A 16,343-nucleotide genomic window follows, 5' to 3' on the forward strand; every position below is an offset into this window, starting at 1 on the left:
TGCGATGCCCTGGCTGACATGTATTGCTGCCGCTGTCCTGTCGTTCGCGCCCGATCGCATCGCAGTGCCCCGTTTCCCGCAGCGTCGTTCGCTTGCTGGCGCATGCGTCCGTGCGCTCGCAGTTCTGTTCATCGCGTCGCTGCTCCTCTTCGTCACCGCCCGTCCGATTTTTTCCGCGTTCGTCGCGATCGCACTCGTTGGCTTGGTCGAGATAGTCAGCAACGCGAAATACGAATCCTTGCGCGAACCCTTTGTCTTTACCGATCTAAGCCTGTTCAGCCAGTTGTTTTCGCACCCGCGGCTCTACTTGCCGTTCCTGAGTCTCGACAAGGTGATTGCGATCGTGGCGGGCGTGCTGATCGTGCTGATTGGTTACCTGTCCGAGCCCGCTATCTCTCCACGCCCATGGCTGGCTTTCGCGATTGCCCCCGGAGTCATATTTTTACTGTGCCGAGGGCTTGCTGCCCGCCTGCCGCTGACGCTTGATCCGATAGCAGATCAGCAGCGCCACGGTTTTTTTGCGGTGTTCGTGGCCTATCTGCTCAATGGTCTGCGTCACACGACGTTCGACTCGTTCGCGCGTGCCAACGAATCCAGTCCGTTTGCGACCGGCGAGCCTGCGAGGTGTCCCGACGTTATCGTGATCCAGAGCGAGTCGTACTTTGACGTGCGCCATGTCAGCGGAGCGGTGGAGTCAGCGGTGTACGCGCGCTTCGATGAGGCGCGGCGCGAGTCAGTGTGTCACGGCAAGTTGACCGTGCCAGCCTGGGGTGCAAACACGATGCGCACAGAATTTGCGGTGTTGACGGGCGTGCCCCAGGCGGCGTTGGGGTATGCGCGTTTCTATCCTTACACTTTTGTGCGCAGTGTCTGCGCATCTCTTGCCCGCTGGTTCGGGCGTGGAGATTACGAAACGCTTGCGATTCACCCCTACTATGCGGACTTCTTCGGGCGCAATCGCGTATTCCCCATGCTTGGATTCGAGCAATTCCTCGATATCGAACATTTTGTGGCGGCGTCCCGCTCCGGGCCATACGTATCCGATGACGCGGTGACAGATGCGATTATTGCTGCGCTCGATGCGCCTCGTGGCCGCCCGCGCTTCATTTTCGCGATGACGATGGAGAACCACGGCCCACTGCATTTGGAGCAGGTATTACCCGGAGAATCGCGTTCAAGGCATACTCTCGGCGAAGATGCCTCTTGGCACGACCTTACAGCATACTTGCGACACATTGAAAATGCGGATGCAATGATCGGACGATTGCTCGATCATTTGCGTACCTGCAATCGTGAAACGGTCGTTTGCTTCTACGGCGATCACGTTCCCGCGTTGCCTCATGTTTTTCATAAACTGGACGTCAATCCGCAACGCAGCGATTATTTCATCTGGCGGAATTACGGCGCAGTTGCTTCCGAATGCCGAAATTTGCCGGCGGAGGAATTAGGGGCAGTACTGCTGCACGTGACACAAGACGACGGAAATCGCACGGGACAGCCGCGCGCATCCGAGAAAGCGACATAAAAGATGAACAGTAAGATTGCAATAATTGGGGTGGCTTGTCGGTTTCCCGGGAGCGCTAACAACCTAGGCGACTTCTGGCAACTGCTGCGCGACGAACGCGACGCAGTGACCGAAATCCCCGCCGACCGCTTCGGCACCGATTTCTACCAGCACCCGTCCAAGCGCGAGCCGGGCAAGAGCTACACGTTCTCGGCCGGCGTCGTCGACAACGTCGCCGGCTTCGACGCCGCGTTCTTCGGCATTTCCCCGCGCGAAGCGGCCCAGATGGATCCGCAGCAGCGCCTGCTGCTCGAACTCGCATGGGAGGCATTCGAGGACGCAGGTGTGCGCCCGGCCGACATGCGCGGCAGCAACTGTGGCGTCTTCGTCGGTGCCGCCAGCATGGATTACGGCAACCGCAACATGGACGATCTGAACGTGATCGATCCGTATTCGGCGACCGGCAACACACTGAGCATCGCGTCGAACCGCGTGTCCTACCTGTTCGACCTGCGCGGCCCGAGCATGTCCGTCGACACGGCGTGCTCGTCGTCGCTCGTCGCACTCCACCAGGCCGTCAAGGCGCTGCAATCCGGCGAAGCCGACATGGCGCTCGCGGGCGGCGTCAACCTGCTGCTGCACCCGTTCGGCTTCGTCAGCTTCTCCAAGGCGTCGATGTTGTCGCCGCGCGGCCGTTGCCGCGCGTTCGATGCGACCGGCGACGGCTATGTCCGCTCCGAAGGCGGCGCATTCGTGCTGCTCAAGCCGCTCGATCGCGCACTCGCCGACGGCGACACGATCCATGCGGTCATCGCCGGCTCCGGCGTGAACTCCGTGGGCCACTCGCCGGGCGGCATCAGCGTGCCGGGCGCGGCCGCGCAAGCGTCGCTGCTGCGCAGCGTGTACGCACGCGCAGGCATCGATCCGCAGTCGCTCGCATACCTCGAGGCGCACGGCACCGGCACGGCGGTCGGCGACCCGATCGAGGCGCGTGCGTTGATCGACGTCGTGTCGGGTGAGCGTCCGGCGGACCGTCCGCTGCTCATCGGTTCGGTGAAGACCAACATCGGTCACCTTGAAACGGCCTCCGGCATGGCCGGCCTGCTGAAGGCCGTGCTGTGCCTGAAGCATCGCGCGGTGCCGCGCTCGCTGCATTTCGTCACGCCCAATCCCGGCATCGATTTCGACGGCGGGCGCCTGCGCGTCGTCGATCGCTACATGCCGCTCGAAACGGGTACCGCGCCGCTGACGGTCGGTGTCAATTCGTTCGGCTTCGGCGGCACCAACGCACACGTCGTCCTGATGGAAGCGCCGGCTGCAAGCGACACGTCGACGACTACGCCGGAACCGGCCGATGCGCCGTCTCCGCTCGTGCTGACCGCGCGCAGCGCGACTGCGCTCGGCGCGCTCGCGGGCCGCTATCTGGCGATGCTCGACAAAGGCAGCGACTGGCAGGCGCTTGCCGCTGCGGCCGCCCGTCGTCGCCAGTGGCTGGAACATCGCGCAATCGTTGCACCGGACGACGCGGCCGAGGGCCGCGTGGCGCTTGCAGCACTGGCCCAGCCGGCGCAGGAAGGCCTGCCAGCCTGCGTGGCAACCGGCCAGGCGCCCGCCGACACGCTGCGCACCGCGCTCGTGTTCTCGGGCAACGGTTGCCAGTGGGTCGGGATGGGCAACGAACTCTATGCGGAGAACGCCATCTTCCGTGCGGCGCTCGACGAAGTCGACGCACTGTGGTGTGCGGACGGCAGCCCGTCGCTCGTCGACGTGATGCGCGGCGGCCCGAGCGCGGAATGGCTGGCCGGCGCGGGCGCCGAGTGGCTCGCCGCGACGGAGAATGCGCAGCCGCTGCTGTTCGCGATCCAGGTCGGCATGATCCGCGTGATCGATGCGCGCGGGATGCGTTACGACGCGGTGATCGGCCATAGCGTCGGCGAAATTGCTGCAGCGTGGGTGACGGGCGCGCTGTCGCTCGGCGACGCGGTGCGCGTGATCAAGATCCGCAGCCGCGCGCAGGCGATGACGCGCGGCAGCGGCCGGATGGCGGCCGTCGGCATCGGCGACGCGGCGGCACGCGAACTGATCGCGCGCCACGGGCTCGCGCGTCGTGTCGAGATCGCCGGCATCAACAGTCCCGATGCAGTCACGCTCGCAGGCGAACTGCAGGGCTTGCAGGCACTGGAGGCGGCGCTGCGCGGCAGCGGCAAGTTCTTCCAGATGCTCGATCTCGACTACGCGTTCCACAGCAGCCACATGGATCGCATCGAGCCGGTCGTGCTGGCCGAACTGGCCAGCCTGCAACCACAACCGGGCAACGGCGCGTTCGTGTCGACCGTGACCGGCGGCGCGCTTTCTGGCACCGAGCTCGACGCGCGCTACTGGTGGCGCAATATCCGCGAGCCCGTGCGCTTCGGCGACGGCATCGCGCACCTGATCGAGCAGGGCGTCCGGCTGTTCGTCGAAGTGTCGCCGCATTCGATCCTGCGCACGTACGTGAAGCAGGCGTTCACGGCTGCCGGCGCGACCGGCACGGTGCTGCCGACGCTCAAGCGCGATCACGGCAGCGCGGCGACGCTGCGGCAGGCGATTCTCGCGGCGATCGCGCACGGCGCGAGCGTCGATCCCGACCGCTTTGCACCGGGCACGTCGCATGCGGCATTGCCGTCCTATCCGTGGCAGCGCGACCGCTTCTGGCTGACGCCGACCGTCGAAGGCTACGGCCTCGTCAATCGCCGCCGCGAGCATCCGCTGCTCGGCTATCGGCTGCACGAACACGCGTTCGGTTGGGAAAACCAGCTCGATCCGGCGAAGCTGCCGATGCTGGCCGATCACGTCGTCGACGGCGGTGTGGCGTTCCCGGGCGCCGGATACGTGGAAATGGCGCTCGCCGCGGCGCGTACGTTCTTCGATACGCCGGATGCGGCACTCGAGAACGTCGAGATCCGCACGCCGGTCGTGTTCCAGCCGCAGCAGGCGAAGCTGTTCCGGCTCGTGATCGAGCCGCGTACCGCGACCTTCACGATCGAGACGCGCGACCGGATGTCCGGCGGCGCCTGGACGCTGAACGTGACGGGGCGGATGCTGGAAAGCGGCAGCGCGCTCGGCGCGTCGCGCGTCGTGCCGTCCGGCACGCTCGAGCGCCTGCTCGCGCTGCCGGCCGCCGACGGCGACACGCTGTATGCGAACACCGCAGCCATCGGCCTCGCGTACGGGCCGGCGTTCCGCTGGGTGCGCACCGTGCGGGTCGCCGCAGGCGACGATGCGGCGCTGGCCGATGTCTCGGCGCCCGCCGCATGCGGCGATGCACGCGCGCTGTCGGCCTATCTGCTGCATCCGGCGCTGATGGACAGCGGGTTTCATCCGCTGTTCGCGTTGCTTGCCGCGCACGCGCGTGACGGCGAGCATCCGGCGTACGTGCCGGTGCAGATCGGCCGCGTCGACTATCTGCGCGGCGACACGGTCGCGCGCGTACTCGCGCGGATCGACCGGCGCAGCCCGCATTCGGTCGTCGCGCATTTCGAATTCCTTGACGCACAGGGCGCGATCGTCGCGCGGCTCGGCGCTTGCCGGTTCCGGCGCGTCGATCTCGTCGGCCGCCGGCAGAACCTGCCTGCGCGCTTCGTGTACCGCCTCGAAGAGGTGCCGCTGCCGGGCGACGTCGATGCAGCCGGCCTGCCGGCGCCCGACGCGCTGCTCACGCAAGCGGTCGCCCGACTCGATACGACCGAGGACGACGGCCGCCGCACGCAGCATCTGACCGAAATCCTGCCGTTGCTCGACGTGCTCGCGAGCCTTTACGTGCTTCGCGCATTCGATGCGCTCGGCGCATTCTCCGGCACGTGGCAGCCGGCGGCCGGGCATGCGGCGCTGGCCGCGCGTCTTGGCGACATGCTCGTCGAGGACGGCCTGGCCCATCGCGACGGCGAGCGCCTCGTGCGCGACGACGCGGCGTGCGCGGCGTTGCCGCCGCTCGACGAGCTGTGGCGCGGGCTGCTGGCCGAATCGCCGGGGCACGTGGCCGAGCTGACGCTGCTTGCGCATTGCGGCGCGGCGTTGGCCGACGTGCTGAGCGGTGCGAAGGATGGCGCACGCTGGCTGTCGCCGACCGGGCACAGCCTGGTCGAGCAACTCCTTGCCGCGTCGCCGACCTGGCGGCACGTGCACGCACTGCTGACGGCCGGCGTCGAACAGGCGGTCGACGCATGGCAGCCGGCGCGCCGGCTGCGCGTGCTCGAACTGGGCGCGACGGACGGTGACGTGCTGCAGACGCTCGGCATGCATCTCGCGGCCGCGCGCTGCGATCACACGATCGCCGCGACAGCCGGCCAACTGGCCGGGTTCGACACGGACGCGGAAGCGGCGGTGCGCACGGTGGCCCTGCAGTCGGGCGAGCGGCTGTCGCTGTCGGCCGATGATGCCGGTCCTTACGACCTGATCGTCGCGAATCGCGCGTTGAGCGGCCGTCGCGATGTGGCCGATGCGCTGAATGCGATGCGGTCGTGGCTGGCGCCGGGCGGATTGCTGCTGCTGGCCGAGTCGCGCCGCGGCCGCTTCTCCGACATCGTGTTCGCCCCGCAGGTGGCGTCGACGGAAGCCGATGCACCCGTGCCGCTGGCGCCGGCGGATCTCGAGGCGGCGCTCGCGCGCGCGGGCTACGTCGACGTCGTGCGGCACGTCGAGCAGTCGCTCGATCTGGACGGCACGCCGACGTTCGTCGTCGCGCGCAACCCCGCGAGCACGGTTGCTGCACAACGTGGCGACGACGCGAGCGATCTCGATACGCTCGCACGCCACGAACACTGGCTCGTGATGCACGCGCCGGATGCGGTCGGCGGTTTCGGCGGGCAACTGGCCGATGCGCTGGCGCAGGCGGGCTATCCGGCCGATATCGTGGACATCACGCACGCGGCCGACGCGATTGCGTCGCTGCCGGCCGGGCAGCCGGCGCACGTCGTGTTCTGCGCACCGGAAGCGCCGCTCGCCGAAGCGGCGACGGGTGACAGCCTGATGGCCGCGCAGCGTCACGGTGCGATCGCGCTGGCGGCACTCGTTCGCGCGCTCGGCGCGCAGCCGAGCGCGGCCACGCGATTGACCGTCGTCACGCGCGGCGGCGCGCCGTTTGCCGGCGCCGAGAATGCGCACCCGGAACAGGCGACGTTGTGGGGCCTCGGTCGCGTACTCGCGAACGAGCATCCCGAACTCGCATGCCGCCTGATCGACGTCGATCGCGCGGCGCACGGGATTCCCGATGCGCTGATTCGCGAGCTGACGGGCTCGGCGGTCGAGGAAGAAGTCGTCCTGGGCGCACACGGGCGGCTGGTGCCGCGCATGCTGACCGCCGTACAGGCCGCGGCCCGCAACGATGGCGCGATCGCGCGCGCATCGGTGCTCGCGTTCGATGCACCGGGCTCGTTGCGCAATCTCGAATGGTTTGCGTTGCCCGAAAGCGCGCTGGGCGAGGACGAGGTGGAGATCGAGCCGGTCGCCACCGGCCTGAATTTCCGCGACGTGATGTATGCGATGGGGCTCCTGTCCGATGAAGCGGTCGAGACCGGCTTTGCGGGCGCGACGATCGGCATGGAGCTGTCCGGGCGCGTGGTCCGGGTCGGCCCCGCCGTGACGGCATTTGCGCCGGGCGATGCGATTCTCGGCTTCGCGCCGGCGTCGTTCGCGACACGCGTCAGGACGCGCGCACAGGCAATCGCGCTGAAGCCCGAACGCCTGTCGTTCGAGGAAGCGGCGACCGTGCCGACGACGTTCTTCACCGCCTATTACGCGCTCGTCGAACTCGCGCGGCTGCGCCGCGGCGAACGCGTGCTCGTGCACGGCGGCGCGGGCGGCGTCGGGATCGCCGCGATCCAGCTCGCGCGTCACTTCGGCGCGGAAGTGTTCGCGACAGCCGGCAGTGACGAGAAGCGCGAGTTCGTGCGCCTGCTCGGCGCCGACCACGTGCTCGATTCGCGCAGTCTCGCGTTCGCGGACGAGATCCGGGCGATGACGGGCGGGCAGGGCATCGACATCGTGCTGAATTCGCTGGCTGGCGAAGCGATGGTGCGCAGCATCGACACGCTGCGTCCGTTCGGTCGTTTCCTCGAACTCGGCAAGCGCGACTTCTACGAAAACAGCCATATCGGGCTGCGGCCGTTCCGCAACAACATCAGCTATTTCGGCATCGATGCCGACCAGTTGATGGGCGCGTTGCCGGAGCTGACCGAACGCCTGTTCGGCGAAGTGATGGCGCTGTTCGCGGCGGGCGTGCTGCATCCGCTGCCGTATCGCGCGTTCCCTGCCGAACGGGCCGAGGATGCGTTCCGCTACATGCAGCAGGCGCGCCAGATCGGCAAGGTGCTCGTGACCTATCCTTCCGGCACGCCGGCGCCGACGCGCGGCATCTCGGGCGCGGGTTCGCTCGCGCTCGATCCGCACGGCGCGTACCTGGTGGTCGGCGGCACGGGCGGGCTCGGCTTCGCGAGCGCGCGCTGGATGGTCGAGCGTGGCGCGCGCCGGCTGACGCTGGCGAGCCGCTCCGGCGAACTTGCCGCCGCGGCGCGCGACGAAGTCGCGTGCTGGCGCGACACGCTGGGCGTCACCGTCGACGTCGTGTCGTGCGATGTGACCGATGCCGCGGCGGTCGACGCGATGATTGCCGCGATCGTCCTGCGCGACGTTCCGCTGAAGGGCGTGCTGCATTCCGCGATGTCGATCGACGATGGCCTCGTGCGCAATCTCGACGATGCACGCATGGCCGCGGTGCTCGCACCGAAGGTGGCCGGCGCGTGGAACCTGCATCGCGCGACGCGCGGGCTGCCGCTCGACCTGTTCGTGGTCTATTCGTCGGCGACGACCTATCTCGGCAATCCGGGGCAATCGAACTACGTCGCGGCCAACAGCTTCCTGGAAGCGCTGGTCGAACATCGCCGCGCGGCAGGGCTGCCCGGCACGTTCATGGCCTGGGGGCCGCTCGAGGACGTCGGTTTCCTCGCCCGCAATGCCGATACGCGCGAAGCGTTGCAATCGCGGATCGGCGGTGCGTCGATCACGTCCGACGAGGCGATGATCGCGCTCGAGCGCACGCTGGTCGCGGGGGCGGCCGGCGAAGCCGTGGTCCGGCTCGACTGGCATGCGGTGGCACGCGGGATGCCGGCCGCGAAGGCGCGCCGGTATTCGCTGCTGCAATCGCATGCGAGCGGCGGCGATGCGCGCGACGGCGGCACGCAGCTGCGCGAAGAGGTGCTCGCGTTGCCGCGCGACGAAGCGATCGCGCTGGTTGCGCGGACGCTGCAGGCACAGATCGCGCGGATTCTGCACATGACGCCCGATCGCATCGCGCTCGACAAGTCGGTGCTCGACATGGGCATGGATTCGCTGATGGGGATGGAGCTCGGCCTTGCGGTCGAGGAAGCGTTCGAGGTCAAGCTGTCGGTGATGGCGATTGCAGAGGGCGCGTCGGTGACGACGCTGGCCGGACGCATCGTCGATTCGATCGGCGCGTCGGCCGATGCCGACGCCGGCTCGGCAACCGATGCCGCGCACGAAGCCGTCGCGGCGCTCGCCGCGAAGCATGCGATCGACGGCGAAGCGCGCGCGATGCTCGACACGCGGCCGGCGCCCGTCGCCGGTCATGCATCGCCCACGCTGGAGGTGGCGCGATGAGCGCGCCGGCCGGCTGGGCGACGCACCAGGGCACGCTGGCACAGCCGCTGACGATCGACGGGCACGGGCTGCACACGGGGCGCCGGGTGGGCGTGCGGATTCTGCCAGCACGCCCGGAAGACGGTGTGGCGGGCATTGCGTTCCGTCGCATCGCGCACGGGCGCACGCTCGCGACGCTGCCGGTCGATCCCGCGCTGCGCCGCGCGCAGCCGCTCTGCACGATGCTGCGCAATGCCGATGGCGTCGGCGTGCGCACGATCGAGCATCTGCTCGCGTCGCTGCTCGCGTGCGAGATCGATCACGCGATCGTCGAGCTCGATGCGGAGGAAGTGCCGATTCTCGACGGCAGCGCCACGCCGTGGGTCGATGCGATCCGCGCGTGCGGCCGTGTCGCGCTCGATGCGCCGAAACGCTTCATCCGCGTGCTGCGGCCCGTCGTCGTCACGGACGGCGAGGGCGACCAGCGGCGCGAAATGCGGATCGAGCCGGCGCCGCGTTACGAACTGAGCGTGCGCAACGACCTGCGCGGCTTCGGCGACATGCACTGGGACGGTGCGCTGACACCGGCCGCGTTCGAAACCGAAATCGCGCCGTCGCGCTCGTACGGTCGCGTGAAGTGGGCCGTGCCGGCGATCGTCGCCGGCTATCTGCGCGGCGTGCCGATCCTGCGCGGCGCGCGACCGTCGTGCACCGCGTCCATCGTCGGAAATCGCGTGCTGGGCGGGATGCGGCTGCCGGAAGAGTTCGTCCGGCATCGCGTGCTCGACCTGGTCGGCGATCTCGCGCTGGCCGGTGCGCCGCTGCTGGCGCGCGTGAGCGCGTTGCGGCCGAGCCACGAGATGAATTTCCGGCTGGTCGATGCGCTGCTGGCCGCGCCCGACGCGTGGCAGTGGGCCGACTTTTCCGAGACCTGAAACCACGCTTTTTCAATATACGCGGCGTAACATAGCGCCTTTTCGAGATAAAGCGAAGGAAGCAATGGCACTGGGAGAGCATCTTCGCCAGCAACTGGCGGCGAAAGCGCTGAAACGGCAACTGGAACGCGCGACCGATGCGGCCGCGGCGCCCGGCGTGCCGGGCACGCCGGCTGCACAGACCGCGTCGGCGCGCAGCCGCTTCGAATCGATGCCGCAGTATCAGCAGGTCCGGATCATGCGCGAGATGGGCGAGAAGCTGCGCGTCGACTCGCCGTTTTTCCGTGTGCACGACGGCGTTGCCGGTGCGACGACGCAGATCGGCGGCCGCGAATACCTGAACTTCGCGAACTACAACTATCTCGGCCTGGCTGGCGACCCGGACGTGTCTGCGCGCGCGAAAGCCGCGATCGACCGGTACGGCACGTCGGCATCGGCGAGCCGGATGGTCGCGGGCGAACGCCCGGTGCAGCGCGATCTCGAACGCGCGCTGGCCACGTTCTACGAGACCGACGACTGCGTCGCGTTCGTGAGCGGCCATGCGACGAACGTGACCGTGATCGGCGCGCTGTTTGGCCCGGGCGACCTGGTCGTCCACGATGCGCTCGCGCACAACAGCATCGTGCAGGGCGCGCAACTGAGCGGCGCGAAGCGGCTGAGCTTCGCGCACAACGACTGGCAGGCGCTCGACGAATTGCTGTCGCGCGTGCGCCGCGAATACCGGCACGTGCTGATCGCGATCGAAGGGCTGTACAGCATGGACGGCGATTTCCCCGACCTGCAGCGCTTCGTCGACGTGAAGACGCGCCACGGCGCGTTCCTGCTGGTCGACGAGGCCCATTCGCTCGGCGTGCTGGGCGAGACCGGCAAGGGCATCCGCGAGCATTGCGGCGTCGCGCCCGACCAGGTCGACATGTGGATGGGCACGATGAGCAAGACGCTGGCTGGCTGCGGCGGTTTCATCGCCGGCTGCCAGCCGCTCGTCGACATGCTGCGTCATCTGGCGCCGGGCTTCCTGTACAGCGTCGGGCTCGCACCGACGCTCGCCGAAGCGTCACTGGCTGCGCTCGAGCGCCTGCAGGCCGAGCCGGCGCGCGTCGCGCAACTGCAGGCGCGTGGGCGGCAGTTCCTGACCGAGGCGCGCGCTGCCGGGCTGAATACGGGCACGAGTGCAGGCTACGCGGTCGTGCCGGTGATTACCGGGAGTTCGCTGAAGGCCGCGCAGTGGGCGAATGCGATGTTCGACGAAGGGATCAACGTGCAGCCGATTTTCTATCCCGCCGTCGAGGAAAAGGCGGCGCGGCTGCGCTTTTTCATCTGCTCGACGCATGAGCCCGAGCAGATCAGCCGGACGGTTGCGGTGCTGTCGCGCCTCGCGGGACGTAGCGCATGACGCAGGCCGCCGCGTTTGCGCAGGCGGTCCCGCGCGCCGGCGAGCCCGTGCGGTTTCGCGCGGCCGATGCGGATGATGCGACGTCGTGCGGGCCGCTCGTGTTTGCGTCCGGCGTGGCGGAATTCGGTTTTTTTCTCGGCGAAAGCGATGCGCGCTGCATCGCGTTCCTGCAGCAGGCATTCCGGTCGCGTCATGGGCGCTTCTCGTGGCGCCGGCATCGCGTCGCGGTTGCCGACGACGGCACCGTGCTTGCCGTGTTGGCGATTCACGACGGGCAGCGGACGATGTTCGACGATGTGCATGTCGTATGGGCACTCGCGCGTTTCTTCGGCGTGCGCCGCACGATCGGCCAGTTGCTGCGCGGGCTGGTCCTCGAAACGGAACTCCCGGCACCGAAGCGTTCGCAGATCCTCGTCGCGCATTGCGCGACCGATGAACGGCAGCGCGGCACGGGCATCTTCAGCGCGTTGTTCCAAGATGCGCTGGATTCCGGCGCGTTGCCGGCCGACGGCAGCCGCGAGGTCGTGCTCGACGTGCTGATCCGCAACGTGCGCGCACGCGCGCTGTACGAGCGGCTCGGGTTTGCCGCGTTGCCGCGGCCCCGCGCGCGGTCGCGCCGGCTGCCCGTCGAACTCGATTCGATCCGGATGCGGTTCTCGCGCCGCGCCTGACGGCGGGCACGACGCCTCCTGCTACTTGTGCCGCGGCGCGAACGGCTGCTGCTTCACGTCCGCACCCTGCGCGACGATCGCCATGCTTTCCGGCACTTCCTCCCACGCGCCGCGCAGGTCGACGAGCGGCTCGGACACGACCATGAATGCGTCGTCACCGGCTTCCGCGATGCGCGGGTTATGCGGATACAGCTCGTGCAGGTGCTTGAACGACGTGCTGTGGAACAGCGAACGTGACTGCCGTTCGCTCGAGTAGCGCACCGCGATGATCCGGTCGCCGTCGGTCGCGCAGATCGTCATGTTGAGCGGGTCGGCCACGCGATGCCGCGCGGCGGTTTCCTCGACGACGCCGACCATTCGTTCGAGCGCCGGCAGCGGCATCTGCTCGAGGCCATACGTCAGCGCGAGGCGGAACATCAGCTCGGAGTCGGTCGAGCCTTCGAGCGTGGGGAACAGCGCGGGATCGACCTTCATCGTCAGGTCGCGGCGCAGCTTGTGGAAGTCGCGGATCAGCCCGTTGTGCGCGAACAGCCAGCGGCCGTGGCGGAACGGGTGGCAGTTGGTTTCCTGCACTGGCGTGTCGGTCGCCGCGCGGATATGCGCGATGAACATCCGCGAGCGGATCGCGCGCGCGGCTTCGCGCAGGTTGCGGTCGTTCCATGCGGGATGCACGGAGCGATAACGGAACGGGAGCTCGTCGGGGCGCCCGTACCAGCCGATCCCGAAGCCGTCGCCATTGGTGGTCGTGGCGCCGAGCTCCGAATGCAGGCTCTGGTCGATCAGCGAATGCTTCGCGCGGAACAGTACGGTTTCCAGATGGATCGGATTACCCGTATAGGCGAGCCAGCGGCACATGGAGCGCTCCTTCACGATGGATCGTTCGCGCATGGTAGCCGACTTCGCGGCGTGTCCGGGTCTGCGCGTGGCGCGACGGTTGCCGGCGCGAGCACGCCGGCCAATCGTCATACATCGCGAGGCGGGCGGCCACCCGGCCGAACGGCCGGGCGCCACGCAGCAGGCGGCCCGCGCCGCGGTGAAGGTCAGTCGCCGAGCGCGTCCATCACGCGCGCCGAATAGACGAGCGCCGCGCCTGCATTCAGTGCAATCGCGACGCCGAGCGCTTCCGCCACTTCCTCCTTGGTTGCGCCATGCTTCGCCGCTTCGGCGGTGTGAACGGCGATACAGCCGTCGCAGCGCGTCGTGACGGCCACCGCGAGCGCGATCAGCTCGCGCGTCTTCGCGTCCAGATGCCCGGTTTTGGCGCCGGCGCCGGACAGCGCCTTGTACCCGGCCAGCGTATCGGGCGACAGCTTGGCGATTTCGCCGATGCGCGTCGAGAGTTCCTTCCGGTATTCGTTCCAGTTCAGCATGATGCGTCCTTTTCGAGAAGTGGTGAGGAGGGCGGCGGGCGCCGCGATCTCGGGCGATGCAGGCCTATTCTGATCGTTCGCGCTGAGGGTTTCGATACGCTAGAGTGTCAATTTTTAGCGCGATCGTCTCATGGATGCCTTGAGTCAACTGCTGTCGCTGGGGCGCAGCCATGTCGAGCTCGACGTGCGCTGCCTGCTCGACGGGCCGTTTGCGATGCCGCACGACCCGCTGCCGCCCGGCGAGGCGGCGTTCCACCTGGTGCTGACCGGCACGTGCCGGCTGCGTACAGCCGACGGGCGCACGCTGCAACTTGCCGAAGGCGACTTCGTGCTGCTGCCCGCGGGCGGCGCACACGACCTGCTCGACACCGGGGGCGGCCGGTCACGGTCGGCCCTGCCGCTGCGCGACGAAGGCGTCGGCGGCGGCGCGGTGCTGCCGGTCAAGTCGAATCTCGATCCGGCCGAACCGGGCGGCGCGAGCGTGGACCTGCTGTGCGGACGGTTCGTCTATGCGCGCGGCGCGGGCGAACTGCTGATGCGCACGCTGCCGCAGGTGCTGCACGTCGGATTGCGCGAAGCATCGGGGTTCGAGCCGCTGCAACTGCTGACGAGCGTGCTGCGCACCGAGGCGTCGAATGTGCAGCCGGGCGCGGGCGCGATCGTGAACGCGCTCGGCCAGGCGCTGCTCGCGTATGCGCTGCGTGCCTATGGCCGAGGCGCGCGCGTGCCGTCCGGCTGGCTCGCGCTCGCGGCCGATACGCGGCTCGGCCCGTCGGTCCAGGCCGTGCTGCACGCGCCGGAGCAGCCGTGGACGGTCGAGTCTCTCGGCGACGCGGCGGCGATGTCGCGCGCGACGTATGCGCGGCATTTCCGCGAGAAGGCCGGGATGAGCGTCGGCGCGTTCGTCGCGCAGATCCGGATGATGCATGCGTGCGCGTTGCTGCAGGACACGCAGCGCGGGCAGGCGGAGATCGGGCAGGCGGTCGGTTACCAGTCCGAGGCCGCCTTCGGCAAGGCGTTTCGCGCGGTGCTCGGCACGACGCCGGGGCGCTGGCGGCGCGCGCAGCGCGGCATGTAAGACTGCAAGCGCGGTTGTCGTGGCACGCATCAAAGCTGCTACCATGCGCAAAACGCAGTTCAACGAAAACGATTTCGAACAAGAAGAAAGAGAGGGCAAAGCAATGAACCAGACCACCATCCAGCAGCCGTCGTTCGCGTTCGTGGCCGCGTCGTGGGCCGCGCTGCTCGCCGGCTTCGCGGCCTTCCTGATCGGCCTCTGGAACGCCGGCATGCAGCTCAACGAAAAGGGCTATTACTTCACCGTGCTGGTGTTCGGCCTTTACGCGGCGATCTCGCTGCAGAAGAGCGTGCGCGATCGCGCGGAAGGCATTCCCGTCACGGGCATCTACTACGGCCTCAGCTGGATCGCGCTGCTGCTGTCGATCGCGCTGCTGGTCGTCGGCCTGTTCAACGCAACGCTGCAACTGAGCGAAAAGGGCTTCTACGCGATGTCGTTCGTGCTCGCGCTGTTCGGCGCGGTGGCCGTGCAGAAGAACACGCGCGACCTGCAGAACGCAAAGCCGCGCTTCACCGACGCAGAATCCGCGCCGTCGATCCAGGAGTGACGTCACGCAAGGCGGGTGGCTGACCAGGCTGCCCGCTGCGCGAGGTGGTCCGCAGCGGCCCGCTTTCGCCGGTGCGCCGTAGCCTCCGTCCTGCCGTTTCATCCATGCCGTCGCGCATGACGGTGGAGATATTCCGGATGCCAAACTTCAATGAAACCGCACCGCGTACGCGCGCGGCCGCACGTTCCGTGGCGGCGAAAGCCGCGCTCGTGCTGGAGACGAACAACCTGCGCGGCGGCGCGGGCCTCGCGCAGGCCGTCGACAGCCTGAAGCGCCTCGTGTCGGCGCTGTCGAAGCAGACCGTGCCGCCGGCGGCACTTGCGCAATGGATCATCACGCACGACGGCCTGCCGGCCGATGCGTGCAAGGAAATCACCGCACTGGCCGGTCGTCCGGTCGATTTCGTCGAGATCGGCGCGAGCACCGGCTACTACGACGCGAAGAACGACGGCTTCGATCGCGTCGACGCGGCGCGCTGCGACATCGTCGTGTTCGGCGATGCCGATTGCCGACCGGCCGACGACTGGCTCGAGCACCTGCTCGCGCCGTTCGCGCGGGATGCGGGCGACGCACCCGTCGCGGTGGCGGGGCGGACCAGCTATGCGCCGAATGTGCTCGGCATCGCGCTGACGTCGATCGATTTCATGTATTTCCCGAGTCCGCTGCGCGACGGCGCGACGCGCAACTTCTACGCAAACAACGTCGCGTTCCGGCGTGACGTATTCGCGCAGTTCCGCTACGAGCCGCTCGACGGCGTCTATCGCGCGCATTGCCAGGTGATGGGGTTGCGGATGCAGGCAGCCGGCGTGGCCGTCGAGTTTGCGCCGGCCGCGCACACCGAGCATCGGCTGCCGGACACGCGTCGCGAGTCGCTGAAGCTGCGCTGGATGCGCGGCGAGGACAGCGTCGGGCTGACGCCGTATCTCGTGCATGCGTACCTGCCGCGCCAGTGGCAGTGGCTCGGCCGCAGCGGCCCGCTCGGCCCGTTCTGCGTGATGGCGATGCGGCTCGGCTACAGCCTGCGGGCGCTCAATCATCAGCAGTTGCCGCAACTGGGCGCGGTTCGCTATCTCGCGGCCGTCGGCATCACGATCGTCGCGTCCGCCGTCGATACGCTCGGCGCGCTCACGCGCGGGTTCGGGCTCGCCGGGCGAGCGTCGGCCCGGCGCGATCTCGACGCGCTGTCCTATCACCGTCATTGAAGCGGCGGCGC

At 68.3% G+C, this 16,343-nt stretch carries 10 protein-coding genes; 8 read left to right on the forward strand and 2 right to left on the reverse strand.

Annotated features, from left to right (window positions below):
- The first annotated feature begins 4 nt into the window (after window positions 1-4).
- From KEC55_RS03630 to KEC55_RS03650, 5 genes are all read left to right on the forward strand, one after another.
- A complete protein-coding gene (locus KEC55_RS03630) occupies window positions 5-1,525 on the forward strand; it encodes an LTA synthase family protein (RefSeq protein ID WP_282507480.1) in 1,521 nt (506 codons plus the stop codon).
- A gap of 3 nt (window positions 1,526-1,528) precedes the next feature.
- On the forward strand, window positions 1,529-9,157 hold the full coding sequence (locus tag KEC55_RS03635) for a type I polyketide synthase (RefSeq protein WP_282506780.1): 7,629 nt from the start codon (window positions 1,529-1,531) through the stop codon (window positions 9,155-9,157).
- Window positions 9,154-10,071, forward strand: a complete 918-nt coding sequence (locus KEC55_RS03640; RefSeq protein WP_282506781.1) for a UDP-3-O-acyl N-acetylglycosamine deacetylase — start codon at window positions 9,154-9,156, stop codon at window positions 10,069-10,071. Before KEC55_RS03635 ends, KEC55_RS03640 begins: the two co-directional genes overlap by 4 nt.
- A gap of 64 nt (window positions 10,072-10,135) precedes the next feature.
- Complete coding sequence (locus KEC55_RS03645; RefSeq protein WP_282506782.1) at window positions 10,136-11,464, forward strand: aminotransferase class I/II-fold pyridoxal phosphate-dependent enzyme; 1,329 nt, start codon at window positions 10,136-10,138, stop codon at window positions 11,462-11,464.
- Entirely contained in the window at window positions 11,461-12,135 is a 675-nt protein-coding gene (locus tag KEC55_RS03650; RefSeq protein WP_282506783.1) for a GNAT family N-acetyltransferase, read from the forward strand. Before KEC55_RS03645 ends, KEC55_RS03650 begins: the two co-directional genes overlap by 4 nt.
- 21 nt (window positions 12,136-12,156) lie before the next feature.
- Here KEC55_RS03650 and KEC55_RS03655 read toward each other — a convergent pair whose 3' ends face one another.
- On the reverse strand, window positions 12,157-12,990 hold the full coding sequence (locus KEC55_RS03655) for a class II glutamine amidotransferase (RefSeq protein WP_282507481.1): 834 nt from the start codon (window positions 12,988-12,990) through the stop codon (window positions 12,157-12,159).
- 185 nt (window positions 12,991-13,175) lie between these two features.
- Window positions 13,176-13,505, reverse strand: coding sequence for a carboxymuconolactone decarboxylase family protein (locus KEC55_RS03660; protein WP_043189451.1), 330 nt, complete (start codon window positions 13,503-13,505; stop codon window positions 13,176-13,178).
- 130 nt (window positions 13,506-13,635) lie between these two features.
- Here KEC55_RS03660 and KEC55_RS03665 point away from each other — a divergent pair, with 130 nt between their 5' ends.
- The 3 genes from KEC55_RS03665 to KEC55_RS03675 all read left to right on the forward strand — a co-directional run bounded on the left by KEC55_RS03665 (window position 13,636) and on the right by KEC55_RS03675 (window position 16,332).
- On the forward strand, window positions 13,636-14,583 hold the full coding sequence (locus tag KEC55_RS03665; protein ID WP_282506784.1) for a cupin domain-containing protein: 948 nt from the start codon (window positions 13,636-13,638) through the stop codon (window positions 14,581-14,583).
- Window positions 14,584-14,686: 103 nt separating this feature from the next.
- Window positions 14,687-15,130, forward strand: a complete 444-nt coding sequence (yiaA, locus tag KEC55_RS03670) for an inner membrane protein YiaA (RefSeq protein WP_282506785.1) — start codon at window positions 14,687-14,689, stop codon at window positions 15,128-15,130.
- Between the two features lie 137 nt (window positions 15,131-15,267).
- Window positions 15,268-16,332, forward strand: coding sequence for a glycosyltransferase (locus KEC55_RS03675; protein ID WP_282506786.1), 1,065 nt, complete (start codon window positions 15,268-15,270; stop codon window positions 16,330-16,332).
- Window positions 16,333-16,343 lie beyond the last annotated feature (11 nt).

It is taken from the genome of Burkholderia cepacia (genome assembly GCF_029962485.1).
Classification (GTDB): Bacteria; Pseudomonadota; Gammaproteobacteria; order Burkholderiales; family Burkholderiaceae; genus Burkholderia.